Annotated in this window: 22 protein-coding genes; 14 read left to right on the top strand and 8 right to left on the bottom strand. The window is 70.5% G+C overall.

Features of this window, described 5'->3' with window-relative positions; all coding sequences use genetic code 11:
* The first annotated feature begins 1 nt into the window (after position 1).
* Together ABSY19_RS23795 and ABSY19_RS23790 are read left to right on the top strand one after the other, a co-directional pair.
* A complete protein-coding gene (locus tag ABSY19_RS23795; RefSeq protein ID WP_382156456.1) occupies positions 2-865 on the top strand; it encodes a YihY/virulence factor BrkB family protein in 864 nt (287 codons plus the stop codon).
* Positions 862-2016, top strand: a complete 1155-nt coding sequence (locus ABSY19_RS23790; protein WP_382156454.1) for a putative zinc-binding metallopeptidase — start codon at positions 862-864, stop codon at positions 2014-2016. The genes ABSY19_RS23795 and ABSY19_RS23790 overlap by 4 nt, the downstream gene beginning before the upstream one ends.
* Here the strand turns inward: ABSY19_RS23790 and ABSY19_RS23785 are convergent.
* From ABSY19_RS23785 to ABSY19_RS23770, 4 genes are all read right to left on the bottom strand, one after another.
* Positions 2007-3281, bottom strand: coding sequence for an ATP-binding protein (locus tag ABSY19_RS23785; protein ID WP_382156452.1), 1275 nt, complete (start codon positions 3279-3281; stop codon positions 2007-2009). The two genes, ABSY19_RS23790 and ABSY19_RS23785, sit on opposite strands and share 10 nt — an antisense overlap.
* An 80-nt stretch (positions 3282-3361) precedes the next feature.
* Positions 3362-3874, bottom strand: coding sequence for an MgtC/SapB family protein (locus ABSY19_RS23780; protein ID WP_382156450.1), 513 nt, complete (start codon positions 3872-3874; stop codon positions 3362-3364).
* Positions 3875-3879: 5 nt separating this feature from the next.
* The gene (locus ABSY19_RS23775; protein ID WP_382156448.1) at positions 3880-4350 is read right to left on the bottom strand and encodes a response regulator; all 471 of its coding nucleotides are present in this window, start codon (positions 4348-4350) and stop codon (positions 3880-3882) included.
* A gap of 56 nt (positions 4351-4406) precedes the next feature.
* Positions 4407-5090: an outer membrane beta-barrel protein gene (locus ABSY19_RS23770; protein WP_382156446.1), complete on the bottom strand. Its 684-nt coding sequence runs from the start codon at positions 5088-5090 to the stop codon at positions 4407-4409.
* A gap of 187 nt (positions 5091-5277) precedes the next feature.
* Between ABSY19_RS23770 and ABSY19_RS23765 the strand changes: the two genes are divergently transcribed.
* On the top strand, positions 5278-7530 hold the full coding sequence (locus ABSY19_RS23765) for a response regulator (protein WP_382156444.1): 2253 nt from the start codon (positions 5278-5280) through the stop codon (positions 7528-7530).
* A gap of 107 nt (positions 7531-7637) precedes the next feature.
* Positions 7638-8096, top strand: a complete 459-nt coding sequence (locus ABSY19_RS23760) for a PA2169 family four-helix-bundle protein (protein ID WP_382156442.1) — start codon at positions 7638-7640, stop codon at positions 8094-8096.
* A gap of 60 nt (positions 8097-8156) precedes the next feature.
* Here the strand turns inward: ABSY19_RS23760 and ABSY19_RS23755 are convergent, their stop codons facing one another.
* The 3 genes from ABSY19_RS23755 to ABSY19_RS23745 form a co-directional block, all read right to left on the bottom strand.
* Positions 8157-8435: a hypothetical protein gene (locus ABSY19_RS23755; RefSeq protein ID WP_382156440.1), complete on the bottom strand. Its 279-nt coding sequence runs from the start codon at positions 8433-8435 to the stop codon at positions 8157-8159.
* Positions 8436-8523: 88 nt separating this feature from the next.
* Positions 8524-9951 carry a sigma-54-dependent transcriptional regulator gene (locus tag ABSY19_RS23750; protein WP_382156438.1) on the bottom strand — a complete coding sequence of 476 codons (1428 nt, stop codon included), beginning with the start codon at positions 9949-9951 and terminating at the stop codon, positions 8524-8526.
* Between the two features lie 121 nt (positions 9952-10072).
* Positions 10073-10279, bottom strand: a complete 207-nt coding sequence (locus tag ABSY19_RS23745) for a hypothetical protein (RefSeq protein ID WP_382156436.1) — start codon at positions 10277-10279, stop codon at positions 10073-10075.
* Between the two features lie 133 nt (positions 10280-10412).
* Between ABSY19_RS23745 and ABSY19_RS23740 the strand changes: the two genes are divergently transcribed.
* Positions 10413-10622: a DUF6496 domain-containing protein gene (locus ABSY19_RS23740; RefSeq protein ID WP_382156434.1), complete on the top strand. Its 210-nt coding sequence runs from the start codon at positions 10413-10415 to the stop codon at positions 10620-10622.
* A 17-nt stretch (positions 10623-10639) separates the two neighbouring features.
* Here the strand turns inward: ABSY19_RS23740 and ABSY19_RS23735 are convergent, their stop codons facing one another.
* Entirely contained in the window at positions 10640-10894 is a 255-nt protein-coding gene (locus ABSY19_RS23735; RefSeq protein ID WP_382156432.1) for a hypothetical protein, read from the bottom strand.
* Between the two features lie 145 nt (positions 10895-11039).
* Between ABSY19_RS23735 and ABSY19_RS23730 the strand changes: the two genes are divergently transcribed.
* The 9 genes from ABSY19_RS23730 to ABSY19_RS23690 all read left to right on the top strand — a co-directional run bounded on the left by ABSY19_RS23730 (position 11040) and on the right by ABSY19_RS23690 (position 18237).
* On the top strand, positions 11040-11405 hold the full coding sequence (locus ABSY19_RS23730; RefSeq protein ID WP_382156430.1) for a hypothetical protein: 366 nt from the start codon (positions 11040-11042) through the stop codon (positions 11403-11405).
* A gap of 53 nt (positions 11406-11458) precedes the next feature.
* Complete coding sequence (locus ABSY19_RS23725) at positions 11459-11584, top strand: hypothetical protein (protein ID WP_291115850.1); 126 nt, start codon at positions 11459-11461, stop codon at positions 11582-11584.
* Between the two features lie 114 nt (positions 11585-11698).
* Positions 11699-12100, top strand: a complete 402-nt coding sequence (locus ABSY19_RS23720; RefSeq protein WP_291115847.1) for a GreA/GreB family elongation factor — start codon at positions 11699-11701, stop codon at positions 12098-12100.
* 86 nt (positions 12101-12186) lie between these two features.
* A complete protein-coding gene (locus tag ABSY19_RS23715) occupies positions 12187-13056 on the top strand; it encodes a universal stress protein (RefSeq protein ID WP_382156428.1) in 870 nt (289 codons plus the stop codon).
* A gap of 8 nt (positions 13057-13064) precedes the next feature.
* The gene (locus ABSY19_RS23710; protein WP_382156426.1) at positions 13065-13937 is read left to right on the top strand and encodes a hypothetical protein; all 873 of its coding nucleotides are present in this window, start codon (positions 13065-13067) and stop codon (positions 13935-13937) included.
* Positions 13938-13984: 47 nt separating this feature from the next.
* The gene (locus ABSY19_RS23705; RefSeq protein ID WP_382156425.1) at positions 13985-15109 is read left to right on the top strand and encodes an MBL fold metallo-hydrolase; all 1125 of its coding nucleotides are present in this window, start codon (positions 13985-13987) and stop codon (positions 15107-15109) included.
* Positions 15110-15113: 4 nt separating this feature from the next.
* A complete protein-coding gene (locus ABSY19_RS23700; protein WP_382156423.1) occupies positions 15114-15902 on the top strand; it encodes an IclR family transcriptional regulator in 789 nt (262 codons plus the stop codon).
* Between the two features lie 140 nt (positions 15903-16042).
* Positions 16043-16885, top strand: coding sequence for an alpha/beta fold hydrolase (locus tag ABSY19_RS23695; RefSeq protein ID WP_382156421.1), 843 nt, complete (start codon positions 16043-16045; stop codon positions 16883-16885).
* Positions 16885-18237 (top strand): amidohydrolase family protein, encoded by a 1353-nt coding sequence (locus ABSY19_RS23690; protein WP_382156419.1) that lies wholly within the window; start codon positions 16885-16887, stop codon positions 18235-18237. Before ABSY19_RS23695 ends, ABSY19_RS23690 begins: the two co-directional genes overlap by 1 nt.
* Positions 18238-18273 lie beyond the last annotated feature (36 nt).

The raw sequence follows: 18273 nt of genomic DNA, 5'->3' as shown, positions 1-18273 counted from the left end.
GATGCTCTTTCGCGTGATGAAAGCCGCCGTCGTCAACTGGATCGACGACGACGCGCCCAGCATGGGCGCCGCCCTCGCCTTCTACACCCTGTTCTCCGTCGCGCCCATCCTGCTGATCGTGATCTCGGTCGCGGGCCTGTGGTTCGGTGAAGCCGCCGCGCGCGGCGAGATCTTCGCGCAGCTCTCGCAACTGGTCGGCAGCGACAGCGCGCTCACCATCAACAGCCTGGTGGAAGACGCGAACCGCCCGGCCGCCGGCATCGTGGGCACGGTGGTGGGCCTGGGCGCGCTGCTCATCGGCGCCACCACCGTGTTCGCCGAGCTGCGCAACGCCATGGACCGCATCTGGCGCACGCACGCCGAGCATCCCAAGCGGGGCGGCGTGCTCGAGCTGCTGCGCGCGCGCCTGGTCTCGCTGGGGCTGGTGCTGGCCATCGGTTTCCTGCTCATGGTCTCGCTGGTGCTCAGCGCCGCCCTGGCGGCCCTGGGCAAGTGGGCCGCGCCCTGGCTGGGCGAGCTGGCGATGCTCGCGGGCGCGGTCGACTTCGCCCTGAGCCTGGCCTTCCTCAGCGTGCTGTTCGCCATGATCTTCAAATGGATGCCGCGCGTGCCGCTGGCCTGGGGCGATGTGTGGATCGGCGCCGTGATCACCGCCGTGCTGCTCACCGTGGGCAAGTCCGTCATCGGCACCTACATCGGGCGCAGCGGCGTCGCCTCGGTGTTCGGCGCGGCCTCCTCGCTGGTCATCTTCCTGCTCTGGGTGTACTACTCGGCGCAAGTGTTCCTGCTCGGCGCGGAGTTCACGCGCGCCTTCACCCTGCGGCACCAGACCGCCGACCGCACCACCGAGGACCCCGCGCCGTGAACCGTGCTTTCACCTGCATCTGCGGGCAACCGATCTTCTTTCGCAACAGCGTGTGCCTGGGTTGCGGCCGGGCGCTGGGCTACGACGCCGCGCGCGGCAAGCTGCTGCCCCTGGAGCCCACCGGCGAACCCGGCTGGTGGCGCAGCAGCGAGACTGGCACGCGCCAGCGCACCTACCAGCGCTGCGAGAACCTGTCCTCGCCGGCCGCGTGCAACTGGCTCATCCCGCCGGCCAAGCCACGCGAGCACACGCCCTCGCTGTGCCTGTGCTGCCGGCTCACGCGCACGCTGCCCGACCTCGACGTGCCGGAACACGCCGGCTGGTGGCACCGCATCGAACAGGCCAAACGGCGAATGGTGTCCTCGCTGCTCGCCCTGCGCCTGCCCATCGTGCCGCGCGGCGAAGACCCGCAGCGCGGGCTGGCCTTCGACATCCTGGTCTCGCAGCCCGGCCTGCCGCCCGTGGTCACCGGCCATGCCGGGGGCGTGATCACCCTGGACGCGGCCGAGGCGGACGACGCCACGCGCGAGCACCGCCGCACCTCGCTGCGCGAGCCCTACCGCACGCTGCTGGGCCACCTGCGCCACGAATCGGGCCACTACTTCTGGCAGCGCCTGGTCGATGGCAAGGAATGGCTGGAGCCGTTCCGGGCCGTGTTCGGCGACGAGCGCACCGACTACGCCCTGGCGCTGCAGAACCACTACAACCACGGCGCGGCAGCGGACTGGAGCTCGCGCCACGTCACCGCCTACGCCAGCTGCCATCCCTGGGAGGACTGGGCCGAGACCTGGGCGCACTACCTGCACATGCGCGACACGCTGGGCACGGCGCGCGGCTTCGGCATCCGGGGCGACCGCGTGGAACTGGCCTGCGAACCCTTCGGCCCCGACGTGCTGAGCGAGGACGGCAACGGCAACGGGGCCCTGGACGCCACCGACGAGCAATTCCTGCTCTGGCTCAACCACTGGCTGCACCTCACCGTGGCTTTGAACGAGATCTCGCGCAGCATGGGCGTGGCCGACTTCTACCCCTTCGTGCTGTCGCGGCCCGCCGTGCGCAAGCTGCACCTGGTGCACCGCGTCATCGCCCACCACACCCCCCGGGGCGGCCGGCGCCGGCGCCCGCTGACGCCACCCCCGCCTCAGTCGTAGGCGAGCGGGAACATGATCTCGAAGGTGGTGCCCGAGTGGTCCGAGTCCACCCGCACGGTGGCATCGAGCACCTCGCACAGGCGCTTGACGATGGACAGGCCAATGCCCTCGCCGTGCACATAGGTCTCGGTGGATTCGCCTGGCGGCGGCACACCGGCCTCCTCATCGTGGATGTGGGTGATCTGCTGGGCCTGCGTGTCCGACACCACCTGGTCCGCGTGCTGCGTGGCCACTTCAAGCGCCTCCTTGAGCTCCGATGACTTCGCCTGATGGATGCCCGGGCCGGTGTCCTTCACGATCAGCTTCCAGCGATCCTGGTCTTGCGCGCCACCGGTCTCCCAGGCCACCTCCACCCCGCCGGTGCGCGTGTAGCGCACGGCGTTGAGCACCAGGTTCTGCACGATGCGGCGCAACTTGACCGCATCGGACTGCACCACGAACGCCGCGGCGCCGCGCAGCGCGAACGTCAGGCCCTTCTGCTGCGCGTGGTCCTCCAGCGATTCGCCCAGGCCGCGCAGCAGCGGCGCCACGTCCACCGCTTCCAGGTTGCGCTCCTCCTGGCCGCTTTGCAGCCGCGCCAAGGTGGTCACGTCGTCCAGCAGCTTGTGCAAGGCCTGCACGTTGTGGCCCAGCAGGCGCAGGAAAGTCTCCCGCGCCGCCGGGTCCGCCTGGCGCATCCCCAGACCGGCCGTGGCGTTGCTCACCACCCCCAGGTTGCCGCGCAGGTCGTGCGCCGCTTCCTGCCAGAGCAGGGCGCGCTGCTGCTCCAGGCGGCGCAGCGTCTCCAGCGCCGTTTCCAGTCCGCGCGCATAGGCCGTGGCCTCCAGCTGCTGCAACTTGAAGTACTGCGCCGTGCTGGCGCTCACGGCCAGGCTGTAGACCTGCGCCCACACCGCGCGCGCCATCGCCATCGCGGCGGTCGTGTGGTCCGAGGCCAGCCCCTCGAGTTCGTTCACCACGCACTCGTTGAGCCGGCCGAGCTCCCGCACCACCTCGGCCAGGCCGAACCCCTGTTGCCAGCGGTGCAGGCCGTGCGCGGCAGCGTCGCCCAGGTGCGAGGTCTCCACGCGGGGTGCGCGCAGTTGCTCCTCGAAGCCCTCCAGCACCGCGGGAATGTGGTCGTTGAGTTGCGTATGCGGCAGCGAGGCGCCGCTGGTGAGCGTCGCATCCGCCGTGACGCTGGCGCGCCAGGCCCGCAGGATGGCTTCGCGCCGCTGCGTCAGTTGGTCCGCCAGCGCAATGAGTTCTTTTCCATGCAGGGGCATCGAGGGGCCTTTGAGGGGATGGGTGACGACAGCGGACCGCAAAGCACGCGGGCCATTCTGCACCCGAACGCCTCGCCAGCTCAATGTCCCCGAGTCGGCGGCTCGGCCTCCTTCTCCTTGCGGATCGAACGCCCCCAGCGGCGCAGCCACACCAGCACCAGCAGGATGAAGGCCGTGGCCAACACGGCGGTGCCCGTCTGGCCGAGCCCGGCGGCCACGCCGATCGCGGCGGTCGCCCAGATGGTGGCGGCCGTGGTCAGCCCATGGATCCGCCCCTCGCTCTCGTCCTTGAGCACCGCACCCGCGCCGAGAAAGCCGATGCCCGAGACCAGGCCCTGCACCACGCGGCTGAGCTGCTCCTCGTTCATGCCGGATGCCTGGGGCACCAGCACGAACAGGGCCGCGCCCAGCGCCACCAGCATGTGGGTGCGCAGCCCGGCCTCGGCATCGCGCCGCTCGCGGTCCCAGCCGATGGCCGCGCCCAGCAGCAGGGCTTCGCCCATGCGCCAGGTGGCGCGGGTGATGCGCTCGACATCGGCGAGGTCGCCGAACTCGGCCTGCACCGTGGTCCAGATGGTTTGCAGCACGGACATCGCGGTCAGCCTTGCGGGGGCGTGGACGGCGACAGCGCCGCGCCTTCGTCCCGCCATTGGGCAAGGCTGCCCATGAGCGCGCCCAGCGGAATGGGCTTGGTGAAGTACAGATCGAAACCGGCGGCCAGCGAGCGTGCCCGGTCTTCCTGCTGCGAGCGGCCGGTCACGGCGACGATCATCATGCGCTGCGCCGGCAAGGCATCGCGCAGGCAGCGCGCCACCGTGTTGCCATCCATGCCGGGCATGCCGATGTCGAGGATGCAGACGTCGGGCCGCAGGCGCTGCGCCATCTCCAGGGCTTCGCGCCCGTCGTTGGCGATCTGCACGGTGTGGCCGTCCACCTCCATCAGCAAGGCCAGCGACTCGGCGGCATCGCGGTTGTCGTCCGCGACCAGCAGCCGCAGGCCGCTGCCCGCAGGGGATGGATGGGGCTCGTACATGCTCGGCTCGCCCGCGCCGGTGGTCTGAAGAACCATTCTTTTTCCATGGGTTGTCGGATCAGGCCTACACAGGGCAAACGGCGCGCCCGATGTCAGAACCGGTGCATGTAGCCGATGCTGGTGGTGTCCACCTCGCGCTTGCCGATGCCCACGAAGCGCACGTCGTAGCGGTTCCACTCCAGCACGATGGAGGAGCGCGGGCTCAGGTCGAAGCCGATGCCCGCGCCGTAGGAACCTTCCCACCCGCTGGCCTTGCCGGTGGCGATGCCCGAGCCCGGGCTGGCCGAGACCTCGCTGCGGCCATAGGTGGTGCCGACCTTGCCGAACAGGTGCACCACGCCCAGCGGCACGCGCCCCACCAGGCTCAGGTTGATGCCGTGCGCCTCGGCCTTGCCGCCGCCACGCTCCATGTCGCCCAGGTTCACGTAACCCAGTTCGGCACCGAAGTAGCGGTTGAACATCCCGCCGGTGTACAGGTGGTACGAGGTGCTGCTGTCCGAACAGGCGAAGCCCCCCACGCAGCCCAGGTCGTAGTCAGGTTTGCCGACGTTGACGCCGACGTAACCGTGCGAGGTGTACGGGATCACGGAGAAGTTGCCTTCGCCCGGCGCGTAGGCGCGCCGCTGCGCCGTTGTGCTGGTGGTGCCTGCCTGGGCCACCACCGTGGTGTCCAGAGGAGTGGGCGGCGTGCCCGACTGCGCGGAGACCGAGCACGCAACGGCCAGGCCGATCGCGGCCAGCGGCCACGCCTTGAGATGGTGAAGTGAGCGGTTCATGGGGAGTCCTGGTGGGTTGGAGAAACACTGCGCCTGAAAGGGAATGCAGCGCTTCACCACGGCAAGCGGGATGCCAGGTGCCCGCCGGCGGACATCGAACCGCGGACGGGCACACGGATTGCCCTCATCCTCCAGGGCGCCATGAACGTGTGCAGTGACAGTGCGGCACCCTTGGGCCAGGCATCCGATGTTTTCCCTACTTCCTTCGAAGCGCGAACCGGGTGCCTTGTCGGCCCGAGGCTTCTCCATCCGGACGCGCCTGATCGCCCTGGTGCTGGCGGTGCTGCTGCCCGCGCTGTGCGCCGCCGCCTGGGTGCTGGGCCTCACCTACCGCATGGAACGCGAGAGCAGCGAACATGTGCTCGAAGAGACCACCCGCGCGCTGTCCATGGTGCTCGACCGCGAGTTGACCCAGCGCGCCGTCGTGGTGCGCGCGCTCGCGAGTTCCAGCCTGCTCGACACAGCCCCCCAGCTGTCGCCCGCCGCCCTGCGCGATTTCGACCAGCAGGCGCGGCGCACGCTGACCGGGCTGGAAGGCTGGCTGGAGCTGCGCAGCGCGGACCAGGTGCTGGTCAACACCCGCCAGCCACCCGGCACCCGGCCGCGCGCGGGCCCCCGGCTTGCGCTGGTCGACCGCCCGATGATCCAGCCGCTGCGGCAGGACGCGGCGCTGGGCATTCAGTACGCCGCGCTGGTGCAGCCAGTGTTGCGCGAGGGCCAGGCGGTGCTCAACCTGTCGCTCACGATGCTGCCGAACGAGTTCCAGCGCATCATCGACGAACAGCGCCTCCCTGCGGGCTGGCTGGCGGCCATCATCGACAACCAGGGCCGCGTGGTCGCCCGCCATCCCGGCGGCGGCGTCCACATCGGGCGGCCGGCCACGGCGGACCTCAAGGCCCACCTGGACGCCGAACGCGAGGGCCTGATGCACTCGGTCTCGCTCGATGGCCATCCCGTGACCCTGTACTTCCACACCTCGCCGCAAAACTGGACCTACGTCACGGGCATGTCGCGCGAGCAGTTCGAGGGCACGGTCCCGCGCGCCGTGCTGCAGGTGGCCTCCGCCATGCTGGCGCTGCTGGTGGTCTCGCTCATCGCGGCGGCCTGGGTGGCGCGGCGCATCGTCCAACCCATCCACACCATCGAGCAGATGGCGCTGGACCTGCGCGAAGGCCGCCCCCTGCGGCGCACGCGCACCGGCCTGCTGGAGTGCGACCAGGTCGCGCTGGCGCTGCACGATGCGGGGCACGCCATCCGCCACGCGCGCATCGAGCTGGAACGCCAGGTGAGCGATGCGGTGGAACGCACCCGCAAGCTGGAGCAGCGGGCCTCGCACAACCACCGCGTGGAAGCCCTGGGCCGGCTCACCGGCGGCATCGCCCACGAATTCAACAACCTGCTGGGCATCATCAGCAATTGCGCGCACCTGATGCGCCGCCTGGCCCCAGCCCCCGCCATCCAACCCGCGATCGACGCCACGCTGAGCGCGGTGGACACCGGCAGCCGCCTGACCCAGCACCTGCTGCGCTTTGCCGGCCGCCAGACCGTGCACCCGCGCGTGATGCAGCTCCAGACCTTCCTGCCCGAGACCGCCGAACTGCTGCGCACCCTGCTGGACCGCCGCGTCACGCTGACCACCGAGGTCGACGAAAACACGCCCGCCGTGCAGCTGGACCCGAGCGAGCTCGAGCTCTCGCTCATCAACCTGGCGCTGAACGCGCGCGAGGCCATTCCTGCCCATGGCCACCTCTGGCTGCGCGCCGCTGCGGCCGAGCCCGACGATCTGGAGGGCCTGCCCAGCGGCAGCTATGTGCGCATCACCCTGCGCGATGACGGCCATGGCATGGACGACACCGTCGCCCACCGCGCCTTCGAGCCCTTTTTCTCCACACGGGAACCGCACGAAGTCGCCGGGCTGGGCCTGAGCCAGGTGTATGGCTTCTGCCTGCAGGCCGGCGGCCGCGCGCGCCTGGAGAGCGTGCCGGGCCTGGGCACCACGGTCACGCTGGTGCTGCCCGCCCACACCGGTGAGCCCGCCGACGCGCGCGCCGCCCTGCCGGTCTCGCCCGCCGCCATCGCCGGCACCCGCCTGCTGCTCGTCGAGGACAACGAGGCGCTGTGCGAGGCCACCGCCGCCGTGCTCCGCTCCTACGGTTGCGACGTGGTGTGCGCCGCCAGCGCGGAGGACGGGCTGCGGCTGATCGACACCCCGCCGGGCTTCGATGTGGTGGTCACCGATGTGCTGATGCCCGGCAAGATGGACGGCGTCGCGCTCGCGAACCATTTGCGGCAAATCTTGCCGCAGCTGCCCGTGGTGCTGATCAGCGGCCACCACGGCGACACGTCGCCCCCGCCGGGCGTGCGCCTGCTGCGCAAACCCTGCCCGCCCGAGGTGCTGGCGGGCGCCATCGAAGCGGCCATCGCGCAGCGCCCCCTCTGACAAAGACCGCCCAACGGGTACGCCATGTGCCCATGAACAGACGTCGGATGGGTTGGGACTTCCAGTCCCCCGGTTCGGCGTCCTGTTCACAACTTCGAAGGAACGCCATGAAAGACACACGCACCATCAACACGCTCAACAACCTCATCGAGACCTGCAAGGACGGTGAGTACGGCTTCAAGGCCAGCGCGGACCATGCCGTGGACCCGCAGATCAAGTCCCTCTTCATGACCCGCGCGGAAGACTGCCGGCGCGCCGCCGCGGAGCTGCAGACCATCGTGATGCAGCAAGGTGGCAAACCCGAAGACAGCGGCACCGCCACCGGTGCGGCCCACCGTGGCTGGGTGGCCGTCAAGGGCACCCTGGCCGGCTACACCGACCTGGCCATGCTCGAAGAGACCGAGCGCGGTGAAGACACCGCCCTGGCGCGCTACCGCTCCGCGCTGAAGGACGAGTTGCCCGCCGACATCCGCAGCGTGGTCGAGGCCCAGATGCAAGGCGTGCAGCGCAACCACGACCAGATCCGTGCGCTGCGCGACCAGCACAAGGCCGCCGCCACCCACTGACCTCCCCATCCTCCCCCTTGGCCCGCGCTTGCCGCGGGCTTTTTTTTTTTTGCGGCGGCCTCAACCGCCTTGGGGATGGCGCTCGGCCCACTCGGCGTCGCTGTGCCCATCGCCCACCGGGTCGGCGCTTTCGTCTTCGGGCGGGGCGGAGGGAACGGGGGTGGGCGCGGGCGGTGGCGGGGGAGCCCCGGGGGCGTTCGCACCGTCGGCCGTGGCATCCGCGCACAGCAGGGCACACGGGCGCGGTTCGGGCGGAGATTCGGCGCGCGAGGCCGGGCTGGCATCGGCCATTTCCAGCACACATGGCTTCTTCTCGCCTGCGGCGGTGACATGGGACATGGGGCACTCCTGTGGCGGCGGCGACCGGTGGGTCACCTCCTGCCCCCGTGCGGCAAGCGGCGTGCCTTGCGCAGCCCCCGAGCGCGCCCTAGGGCCGGGGCCCGTCGGCCGGGTCTTCGGCCGCGTACTGCTTGAGGCGGTTGTAGAGCGTCTTCAGGCTGATGCCCAGGGCCGCGGCGGTGCGCTCCTTCTGGCGGCCGTAGTGCTGCAGCGTCGCCAGGATCAGGGTCTGCTCGGCCTGCGCGAGCGAAATGCCCAGCGGCAGCACCACCGAACCTTCCGGGCGGCTGGCGCCCACCGGCGCCGGCGCGCTCGCCACGGCCGGCGCCGGCGCTGGCGCGACCGCGCCCACCGGCGGTTCGGAGGCGCTCGGCAGCCACTGCGCGCCGATCGCCTCGCCAGACGTCATCACATAGGCGCGCTGCACCGCATTGCGCAGCTCGCGCACGTTGCCCGGCCAGGCATAGGCCGTGAGCCGATCCAGCGCTTCGGGCGAGAAGCTCTTTTCCTTGCCCTCCTGCTCGCCGATGAGCCGCAGGAAACGGTTCGCCAGCAAGGGGACATCGTCCAGGCGCTCGCGCAGCGGAGGCAGGTCGATCGGGAACACGTTGAGGCGGTACATCAGGTCCGTGCGCAGGCGCCCGTCGGCCACGGCCTGCATGGGCTGGCGGTTGGTCGCCGCGATGATGCGCACATCGGTCTCCTGGCTCTGGGTCGCGCCCACGCGCAGGAAGCGGCCGGTCTCGAGCACGCGCAGGAGCTTGACCTGCAGGTCCAGCGGCATCTCGGTGATCTCGTCGAGGAACAGCGTGCCGCCCGCCGCGCGCTCGAAGAAGCCCTGGTGCTGGCGGTCCGCGCCGGTGAAGCTGCCTTTCTCGTGGCCGAAGATCTCGCTCTCGATCAGGTTGGGCGAGATGGCGCCGCAGTTGACGCCCAGAAAAGGCATCTTGCGCCGACGGCTGAGCTCGTGGATGGTCTGCGCCACCACCTCCTTGCCGGTGCCGCTCTCGCCCGTGATGAACACCGACACGCCGGTGCCCGCCACGCGGGTGATCTGCTCGTACACCTGCAGCATCGAGGGCGAGCGCCCCCACAGCTGGCCGAAATGGCCGGTGCTCGCGACCTTGGCGGTCAGGCCCGCCACCTCGGCCTTGAACACGGAAGGTTTGCTCACGCGCGAGAGCACGCCCTGCAATTGTTTGGGCGTGATCGGTTTGACGATGTAGTCCACCGCGCCCAGGCGCAGCGCGAGGATGGAGGTCTCCAGGCTGGCGTGCCCGGTGACCAGCACCACCTCGGAGTTGGCGAGCAGCTCGGGGTCGGCGAACAGGTCCATGCCGCTGCCATCGGGCAGGCGCAGGTCCAGCAGCACCAGATCGGGGGCCTGCAAGGCCAGCTGTTTGCGCGCATCGCGCAGCGTGTTCGCGGTGGCCACGGTCAGGCCCTGCATGGCGATCAGCTCGCCGAGCATCGCGGAAGCGTCAACGTCGTCGTCCACGATCAGGACATGGGTCATCTCTTGCGGTTCCTTGGTCTGCGCCCGCCCACGGGCGTGTTCGTGCATCGAAACGGCGCCCATGATGCCACCGTTTGCCCGGCCCACGCACGGCCGCGCGCCGGTTTCCGGGCCGGCCTTGTCAGTGCAAGGACACGATGGGCGTGGGCTGCCGCGGTGGGTCGCCCGCCGGGGGTGTCTGCTCGTCCGGCACCTCGGGTTCGCGGATGTCCGGCGGCAACTGCGTGGGCGTTTCAGGCGGCACGGCGGGCTGTCCCGGTGGCGGCGGGGGCGGCACCGGGGGCGTGGGCTTGGGCACGTCGGGCACATGAGCGTGAACCATGGTCATTCGGGGACTCCTGTCTGTGGGTGTCTGAAGAAAGAAGCCCCTGCATGGCAAGGCGTGTGCCTGTCTCGCCGCAAGAAGAATCGGGAACGCCGTTCGCCCCTGACACTCCCCCTTCGTCAACCAGGAGTTCACCATGGCAAACACCTCCACCAAAAGCCGATCCGAAGCCATCACCGCGCGCAAGATGAAAAAGGTCATGCACGAGTTCAAGGAAGGTGAGCTGGAAAGCAGCTCAGGCGACAAGGTGCGCAGCCGCAAGCAGGCCATCGCCATTGGCCTGTCGGAAGCGCGCCAGGCGGGCGGCAAGGCGCCGCCCGCTCCGAAGGAGCGCCAGCGCCACTGATGCCGCACGGCCCGGGTCTACTGGGTGGTGCCGCCCGGCGCCGGTGTCGCGGGCGAAGCAGCCGGCGGTGCCGGGCTGGTCTCGGGCGTGGGCACCGCGGGTGCGCTCGGTGGCATGGGCGGGTTGGTGGTGCGGTCGCGATCGCGCTCCATCTCGCCCGTCGTGGGCGGTGGCACATCGGTGGGCCGCCGGTCGCAACCGGCCAACAGCATCAGCGAGGCGGCGGCGGCCGCCACACCGAGCACCATGCGGGATGAAAGCAAAGGTTTCATGGTGATCTCCTGAAGGCGCACAGGACTTTCCTGCGCCTGAAATCGGGGCAAGTCGAGTGCCTGTGCGCCGGCCGCGCGTCAGTCGGCGGGCACATGCCTTGCCGCTGCCGCCGGGTGGACACCTCCACGCACCAGGAGATTCGAGATGAGCAAGCCCCGCGCAGATGCGCCCCACCGCCCCTCCGGCGCGCCGCGACGCGACCCTTCGAACCCGGTGAGCCGCACACCCGACGCCCCCGGCTCGACCCCGGCCAAGGCAACCGACGACCACCTGGAGCTGCCGCACGAACGCGACCAGTCCACCGACAGCACGGCCAGCGCGCCGGACCCCGACATGCAACAGGCGCACCAGGACCTGCAGGACGGCCAGGTGGACACGGACATGCGCGCCACGCCCGGCCTGGACGCGGGCCGGCGCGCCGGCTACGTGCCCGGCGCGGGCGGCAAGTCCCCCTCGCAGAAGGCACCGCCCTCCTCGCCCACCGCCCCGCGCAAGGACCCGCGCCGCTGAAGAACAACCGCACAAGCCTTGCCAGAATGGGCGCCGCGCCTACAATACCCCCCATGGCATCCCGGTCCACCCTCACTTTCCACCTGCACACGCGCCTGCCCCTGATGGCAGGTTCGGCCGTGGCCGGTCGCAAGCTGATGGGCACGGCGGGACTGCGCCAGCCGGCCGCACATTCCTAAGCCCGGCGATACCCCCTCCTCCTTTTTGCGCAAACCATCTATCGCCGGGCCCCAGCCCAGCGCGATCGTGGCCGCTGCACACCCGCAGCATGGCCGCACCAGATGGAGTGCTCCATGCACAAGACCCTGACCGGTGAACGCCTGCTCACCGAACTCGATTTCACGCGCCTGAACAACCTGCGCGGCGGCAAGATGCCGCCCGAGCTGGCGGACACGCTGGACTCGCTGGACCTCGTGCCCTCGCGCGAGGTGCCGGCCAATGTCGTCACGATGTACTCGCAGGTCATCCTCGAAGACGTCGCCACGGGCAAGCGCCAGAAGCTCACGCTGTGCTACCCGGCCGATGCGGAGCCGCACCTGGGCTTCATCTCCGTGCTCTCGCCCGTCGGCGCCAGCCTGCTCGGCCAGCGCGTGGGCGCCATCGCGCGCTGGCGCACGCCCAACGGCGATGCCTGCGAGGCCGAGGTCGTCGAGCTGCTGTTCCAGCCCGAGGCCAGCGGCGACTACACCACGTAGTTCCCTCGCGCCCGCGCCGCGCCCCCTTCGTCACGCTCCCATCGGCCCACGCCATGGGGTTGGCCCCCGCACGTCCAGGATGTCCCATGACCTTCGATTCCATTCTCGCCCTCACCGACTTCACGACACAGTCCGAGCATGCACTGGATCGGGCCGCGCTCCTCGCCGGCCAACACAACATGCCCTTGCGGCTCATCCACTTCGCGGAAGAACCCCACCGCTTTTTCTCCGACCCGATCGCGCGCCTGTCGCAGCGCGCGCGCCAGCTGACCCGGCGCCATGGCATCCGGGCCGTGGCCCTGGAGCGCAACCCCGTGACGCTGGACGACGTCATGCAGGAATGCCGCAACGCCAGCCTGCTGGTGATGGGCCCCCTGTGGCAACGCAACTGGAAAACCTTCTACCGCGGCACCACGCTCGACCAGTTCGTGCACGACAGCCCCTGCCCGGTGCTGGTGGTCAAGCAGGCGGCCGGGCGCACCTACGAGCAGGTGCTGGTGGCGGTGGACCTCACGCCGCGCTCGCGCGACCTGATCGCCTACGCGCGCCGCTTCGCCAGCCCCTCGGCGCTCCAGCTGTTCCACGCCATCGACACGATCGAGGAATCCAAGCTGCGCTCGGCCGACGTGTCCTTCGAGGCCATCCGCGCGAATCGCCTCGACTCGCGCCAGCACGCCAAGGACCGGCTGATGCAGCTCACCCGCGCGCTGGGCATGGCCGGCAGCGCCATGGCCTTCGACGTGGGCAACGGCGACCCCGCGTACCAGACCGCCGTGCAGCAGCAGGCCACCCGCGCCGAACTGGTGGTGGTCGGCAAGCGCCGCGCCTCCGCGTTCGCGCGCTTTCTCACCGGCAGCGTGGCCCAGCGGCTGGCCAAATGGGCCGAGAGCGATGTGCTGGTGGTGCCCTTCGACGGCCTGGCCGAACCCGTGCCCGTGATGGCGAGCCAGGGATGACGCCGGCCATGGACCTCACCAAACAGTTCATCAAGACCAAACAACCCTGCGCCGACGGTTTCCGCTGGTTCCTGCGCCACCACGAGAACGGCAGCAACTACCAGGACCTGCTCGACGCCCTGGTGGAGGCCGGCCGCGTGAGCGACGCCTGCTGGCTGCTCTCGCAGTTCGGCCCCACCAACGCCGTGATGGAGGTGGACGCCGTGGCCGCCGAGGCCCTGGTGTTCGCGGGCTCGCTGGTGGTGCGCGGCAACATCGAGGTCGACACCCTGATCCGCACCGGGCGCGGCATCCAGGCCGGCGGCAGCATCGTGGTCGGCCAGTCGCTGGTCTCGGGCGACGACATCAAGGCCGGCGGCAGCGTGCGCAGCGACGGCTCGCTGGAGGCCGCCGGGCACATCAAGGCCGCCTGGGGCATCGACGCGCGCGAGCAGCTGCGCTGCGGCGGCGACATCCGCGCGGCCTGGGACCTGTGGTGCGGCGGCCCGCTGCATGTGGCCGGCAACGCCCACGTGGGCCAGGACCTGATCACCCAGGGCCCGATCGAGTGCGGCAAGAGCCTGGTGGTGGGCGGCCGGCTCACGGCGCGCGACAGCATCCGCGCGGGCGACGGCATCCAGGCCGGCGGCACCATCGAATGCGCCATGCACCTGGAGGCCGGCTGGGGCATCAAGGCCGGCCGCTCCATCGTGGCCGAAGGCGCGATCCGCGCGGGCGAGAGCCTCAGCGCCCACGAGGTCATCCGCGCCGGCGCCGGCTACGGCGTGTTCGCCGGCCTGAACGTGCAGGTGGAGGCCTGGGAATGCAGCGCGCGCGTGTGCGCCTGCACCAAGCCCGCCAGCCTCATGAGCGGCTGGTGGGCCGGCGCGCGCGAAGTCTGAAACCCGGGGTGACAGCGCGCCGGGGGGCCTTCTGAAATAATCCCCCGATGCCCGAAGCCCCCACCTCCGACGGCCGCCCGGACGATCCGGCCACCGCCCCCGACACCCCCTACGCCCTGCAATACCCGTGTGGTGAGCCGCCCGCGCCCGGCCAGGTGCGCGAGGTCGCGCCCGGTGTGCTGTGGCTGCGCATGCCGCTGCCGTTCGCCCTCAACCACATCAACCTCTGGGCCGTGGCCGACGAGGACGAACAGGGCACGGGCTGGGCCGTCATCGACACCGGTACCAAGACGCCCGAAGCGCTGGCCGCCTGGCGCCAGCTGACCGCGCCCGAAGGCCCGCTGGCCGCCACGCCGCAGGGCGCGCGCATCACGCGCGTGTTCTGCACCCACATGCACCCGGACCACGTCGGCATGGCGGGCTGGCTCACGCGCAAGTTCCAGTGCCGGCTGTGGATGACCCGGCTCGAGTACCTCACCTGCCGCACGCTGGTGGCCGACACCGGGCGCGAAGCGCCGCAGGACGCCATCGACTTCTACCGCCAGATGGGCTGGAACGAAGAGGCGCTGGACATCTACCGCACCCGCTTCGGCGGCTACAGCAAGTACATGCACACGCTGCCAGACAGCTTCCGCCGCCTGAGCGATGGCGAAACCGTGCGCATCGGCGCGCACGGCTGGCGCGTCATCGTCGGCCGCGGCCACTCGCCCGAACACGCCTGCCTGGTCAGCGACGACCTCGGCGTGCTGGTCTCGGGCGACCAGGTGCTGCCCCGCATCTCGTCCAACGTGAGCGTGTTCCCCACCGAACCCGATGCCGACCCGCTGGGCGACTGGATCGCCAGCATCGAGCACCTGCGCCGCACGCTGAGCGACGAGCTGCTGGTGCTGCCCGCGCACGGCGAGCCCTTCCGCGGCCTGCACGCGCGGCTGGACCGCCTGGCGCAAGGCCACGAACGCGGCCTGCAGCGCCTGCGCCGCAGCCTGGGCGAATCGCCCAAGCGCACGGTGGACGTGTTCGGTGCGCTGTTCGCGCGCGCCATCGACAGCAACGGCGAACTGCTGGGCATGGCCACCGGCGAAGGCGTGGCCCACCTCAACCACCTGCTCGCGCGCGACGAGGCCGTGCGCGAAACCGGTGCGGACGGGGTGTACCGCTACCGCATGAAATGACGCGATGAGCGACAAGAAGCCGGGGCAACCCCTGGTGACCGCGCTGCTGCGCGGGCTGGCGGTGCTGCGCTGCTTCGACCATGGGCGCGAACGCCTGGGCAGCAGCGAGATCGCGCGCATGACCGGCCTGCCGCAGCCCACCGTGTGGCGCCTGTGCAAGACGCTGGAGCACGGCGGCTACCTCACGGCCGACCAGGAAGGCGCCCGCTTCCGGCCCGGCCTGGCCATCCTCACCCTGGGCTACTCCGCGCTCGACACGCTCGAACTGGCCGAACTCGCGCGCCCCATGCTGGAGGAGATCGCCGCGCGTTTCAACGCCGCGGCCAGCCTCTCCACGCGCGAGGGCACCTCGATGCTCTACGTGCAGCGCACGGAGTCGCCGCAGGCCTTCCTCAAGCTCAACGTGCGCGCCGGTTCGCAGGTGCCCATCATCAGCTCGGGCACCGGCTGGGGCTACCTCGCCGGCCTGCAGCCGGAGCAGCGCAAGCAGGTGATGCAGGAATGCCGCAAGGCCGACCCCGCGCTGCACCGCCGCGTGGAGAAGCAGGCGCTCGCCGCCATCGCGGAATACCCCAGGCAGGGCTACGTCACCAACGTCGACGTGTTCTTCCCCGGCCTGACCACCGTCTCCATCCCGCTCTCCTCGCCGGCCAGCACCACGCCCTTCGTGCTGATCTGCACCTCGGCCACCCCGGTGTTCGCCGACCTCTCGGTGCGCGCCGAGGCCGGGCAGGCCCTGATGCAGGCCGCGCAGCAGCTGCGCCCGGTGATCGAGCGGCTCGAGCGCGAGTGATCCGCCCGGCCCCGGCAGCGCGCCGGCGGCTATTCATTCAACTTCCGTACATGCCCTAGTCACGGGCGCCGATGCCCGCGACAGAATGGCGCTCATGGAATGAATATGTAATTCACCCCATGAATAAAAGGAGTTTTTGAATGATCAGTTATCCGATGGCCGTTGGGGCCGTCACCACCCGCGTTCTCGAGGCCGGCAGCGGCGACCAGGTCGTGGTGCTCGTGCATGGCACCGGCGGCCGCGCCGACCGCTGGGTCCGCAACGTCGACGCGCTCGCCGCCGCCGGTTTCCACGTGTACGCCATGGACCTGCCGGGCCACGGGTTTGCCTCCAAGGGGCCGGGCGTCGCGTGCTCCGTGCCGGCGTACCGCGCCTTCCTGGCCGGGTTCATCGACGCCATCGGCGCGGCGAAACCCGTCATCGTGGGCACCTCGCTCGGCGGGCACGTGGTCGCGTCCTACGCCTGCGAACAGCCCGAGCGCGTGCGCGCCATCGCGCTGGTGGGCAGCATGGGCCTGGTGCCCATCGGCGACGAGGCGCGCGGCCGCATCCAGGCCGGCGCCAACAACCAGACCCGCGACGGCGTGGCCACCAAGATGCAGCGCGTGATCTTCGACCCGGCGCTCGTCACGCCCGAGATGCTCGAAGAGGAATGGCGCATCAACAACTCGCCCGGCGCGCTCGAATCGTTCGCCACGCTCGGCCAGTACATCGCCACCGACCTGGACAAGGAAGTCGTGGGCGAGCAGCTCGCGCGCGCCCCATTCCCCGTGCTGCTGGTCTGGGGAGAGCAGGACAAGACCGTGCCCCCGGCCGTGGGCGAGAAGGTGCGGGCCCTGCTGCCCCACAGCCGCCTGGCCCTGCTGGCCGACGCCGCGCACACGGCCTACTACGAACGCGCGGACGACTTCAACGCCGTGCTGGTCGACTTCCTCGCCGAGCGCGCGGGCCAGACCCCACGCGCTGGCGTGCGCTGGAGCTGATGGTGGCGCGGCACTGCCTGGTGGGCGGCACCCTCATCGACGGCACGGGCGCCGCGCCGCGCCCGCTGCACTGGCTGGCGATGGAGGGCGGTCGCATCGTCCACATCGAAGCCGGCGAAGGCCCCGGCGCCCCGCTGCCCCCCGACGCCGAGGTGGTCGAGAACGCGGTCGGCAAGACCGTGATGCCCGGCCTCGTCGACGCGCACTGCCACATCAGCTACGGCGTGGCGCGCGGCATCGAGGAGCAGGACCTGTTCGCCTCGGCGGAGTACCGCGCGATCCGTGGCGTGTACCACGCGCGCACGGTGCTGCAATCGGGCGTCACCTCGTTCAGCGATCCCGGCGGCAGCTGGTTCGTGGCGGTCGCGGTGCGCAACGCGATCAAGGCGGGCCTGTTCCCCGGGCCACGCATCTCGGCCGCCGCGCGCTACCTCAGCACACACGCGGCGCTGACCGACTACTTCCCCTCGTGGGTGGGCACGCCGCGCTCCGGCGTGGGCGCCCTCACCGAAGGCGAAAGCCAGATGGTCAACGAGGTGCGCGACCAGGTGAAGAACGGCGTGGACTTCATCAAGATCGCGGCCAGCGGCGAGTCGTCCATCCTCACGCCAGGGGGTGGCAGCGTGCCGGCGTTCAACGCCGCCGAGCTCAAGGTGATCGTGCAGGAGGCCCATCGCCTGGGCCGCCGCGTGACCGCCCACGCCCGCAGCGGGCAATCGGTGATGGACTGCGTGGACGCCGGCATCGACTGGATCATGCACGCCGACTTCATGAACCCGCAGCAGGCCGACCGCCTGGCCGAGAGCGGCATCCCCTGCTGCCCGGCCCTCACCTTCACCGCCAACGTGGCCGACTGGGGCCACATCGCGGGCTGCTCGCAGGCGCGCATCGACCGCTTCAAGCGCGACCTCGAGAAGGCCGTCACCAACCTCACCTACGCGCACCGCAACGGCGTGACCATGATGTGCGGCACGGACAGCGGCTTTGCCGTCACGCCGTACGGCGAATGGCATGCGCGCGAGCTCGAGCTGTTCGTGACCCTGCTGGGCATGAGCCCGCTGGAGGCGATCACCTGCGGCACGCGCAACGCGTCCATCACCGTGGACGGCGAAAACACCGGCACGCTGCAGACCGGCAAGTTCGCCGACCTGCTGGTGGTCGACGGCGATCCCCTGGCCGACATCCGCATCCTGCAGGACCGCAGCAAGCTCTCGGCCATCTACCTCGGCGGGCAGGCGGTGGACCGCACGCCCCAGCCCCCGATGCAGCGCTGGCCCTGGGAACGCAGCCTGCAGATCTCGGAGCGCGAGCTGTACCAGCACACGGTGGCCACCGCGCTCGCCGCCGCCTGACCTCTCACCGACCCACGACACCACAGGAGACAACAC

The organism is Hydrogenophaga sp. ANAO-22 (assembly GCF_042466645.1).
Lineage (GTDB): Bacteria > Pseudomonadota > Gammaproteobacteria > Burkholderiales > Burkholderiaceae_C > Hydrogenophaga.
The sequence above is the reverse complement of the archived record's forward strand: the minus strand, read 5'-3'. Positions and strand labels throughout refer to the sequence as shown.

What these genes read in the sequence shown, in the direction of transcription:
- ABSY19_RS23795 (WP_382156456.1), top strand. Translation starts at nt 2, where the DNA reads ATGCTCTTTCGCGTGATGAAAGCCGCCGTCGTCAACTGGATCGACGAC.
- ABSY19_RS23785 (WP_382156452.1), bottom strand. Translation starts at nt 3,281, where the DNA reads ATGCCCCTGCATGGAAAAGAACTCATTGCGCTGGCGGACCAACTGACG.
- ABSY19_RS23780 (WP_382156450.1), bottom strand. Translation starts at nt 3,874, where the DNA reads ATGTCCGTGCTGCAAACCATCTGGACCACGGTGCAGGCCGAGTTCGGC.
- ABSY19_RS23775 (WP_382156448.1), bottom strand. Translation starts at nt 4,350, where the DNA reads ATGGTTCTTCAGACCACCGGCGCGGGCGAGCCGAGCATGTACGAGCCC.
- ABSY19_RS23770 (WP_382156446.1), bottom strand. Translation starts at nt 5,090, where the DNA reads ATGAACCGCTCACTTCACCATCTCAAGGCGTGGCCGCTGGCCGCGATC.
- ABSY19_RS23765 (WP_382156444.1), top strand. Translation starts at nt 5,278, where the DNA reads ATGTTTTCCCTACTTCCTTCGAAGCGCGAACCGGGTGCCTTGTCGGCC.
- ABSY19_RS23760 (WP_382156442.1), top strand. Translation starts at nt 7,638, where the DNA reads ATGAAAGACACACGCACCATCAACACGCTCAACAACCTCATCGAGACC.
- ABSY19_RS23755 (WP_382156440.1), bottom strand. Translation starts at nt 8,435, where the DNA reads ATGTCCCATGTCACCGCCGCAGGCGAGAAGAAGCCATGTGTGCTGGAA.
- ABSY19_RS23750 (WP_382156438.1), bottom strand. Translation starts at nt 9,951, where the DNA reads ATGACCCATGTCCTGATCGTGGACGACGACGTTGACGCTTCCGCGATG.
- ABSY19_RS23745 (WP_382156436.1), bottom strand. Translation starts at nt 10,279, where the DNA reads ATGACCATGGTTCACGCTCATGTGCCCGACGTGCCCAAGCCCACGCCC.
- ABSY19_RS23740 (WP_382156434.1), top strand. Translation starts at nt 10,413, where the DNA reads ATGGCAAACACCTCCACCAAAAGCCGATCCGAAGCCATCACCGCGCGC.
- ABSY19_RS23735 (WP_382156432.1), bottom strand. Translation starts at nt 10,894, where the DNA reads ATGAAACCTTTGCTTTCATCCCGCATGGTGCTCGGTGTGGCGGCCGCC.
- ABSY19_RS23730 (WP_382156430.1), top strand. Translation starts at nt 11,040, where the DNA reads ATGAGCAAGCCCCGCGCAGATGCGCCCCACCGCCCCTCCGGCGCGCCG.
- ABSY19_RS23725 (WP_291115850.1), top strand. Translation starts at nt 11,459, where the DNA reads ATGGCATCCCGGTCCACCCTCACTTTCCACCTGCACACGCGCCTGCCC.
- ABSY19_RS23720 (WP_291115847.1), top strand. Translation starts at nt 11,699, where the DNA reads ATGCACAAGACCCTGACCGGTGAACGCCTGCTCACCGAACTCGATTTC.
- ABSY19_RS23715 (WP_382156428.1), top strand. Translation starts at nt 12,187, where the DNA reads ATGACCTTCGATTCCATTCTCGCCCTCACCGACTTCACGACACAGTCC.
- ABSY19_RS23710 (WP_382156426.1), top strand. Translation starts at nt 13,065, where the DNA reads ATGGACCTCACCAAACAGTTCATCAAGACCAAACAACCCTGCGCCGAC.
- ABSY19_RS23705 (WP_382156425.1), top strand. Translation starts at nt 13,985, where the DNA reads ATGCCCGAAGCCCCCACCTCCGACGGCCGCCCGGACGATCCGGCCACC.
- ABSY19_RS23700 (WP_382156423.1), top strand. Translation starts at nt 15,114, where the DNA reads ATGAGCGACAAGAAGCCGGGGCAACCCCTGGTGACCGCGCTGCTGCGC.
- ABSY19_RS23695 (WP_382156421.1), top strand. Translation starts at nt 16,043, where the DNA reads ATGATCAGTTATCCGATGGCCGTTGGGGCCGTCACCACCCGCGTTCTC.
- ABSY19_RS23690 (WP_382156419.1), top strand. Translation starts at nt 16,885, where the DNA reads ATGGTGGCGCGGCACTGCCTGGTGGGCGGCACCCTCATCGACGGCACG.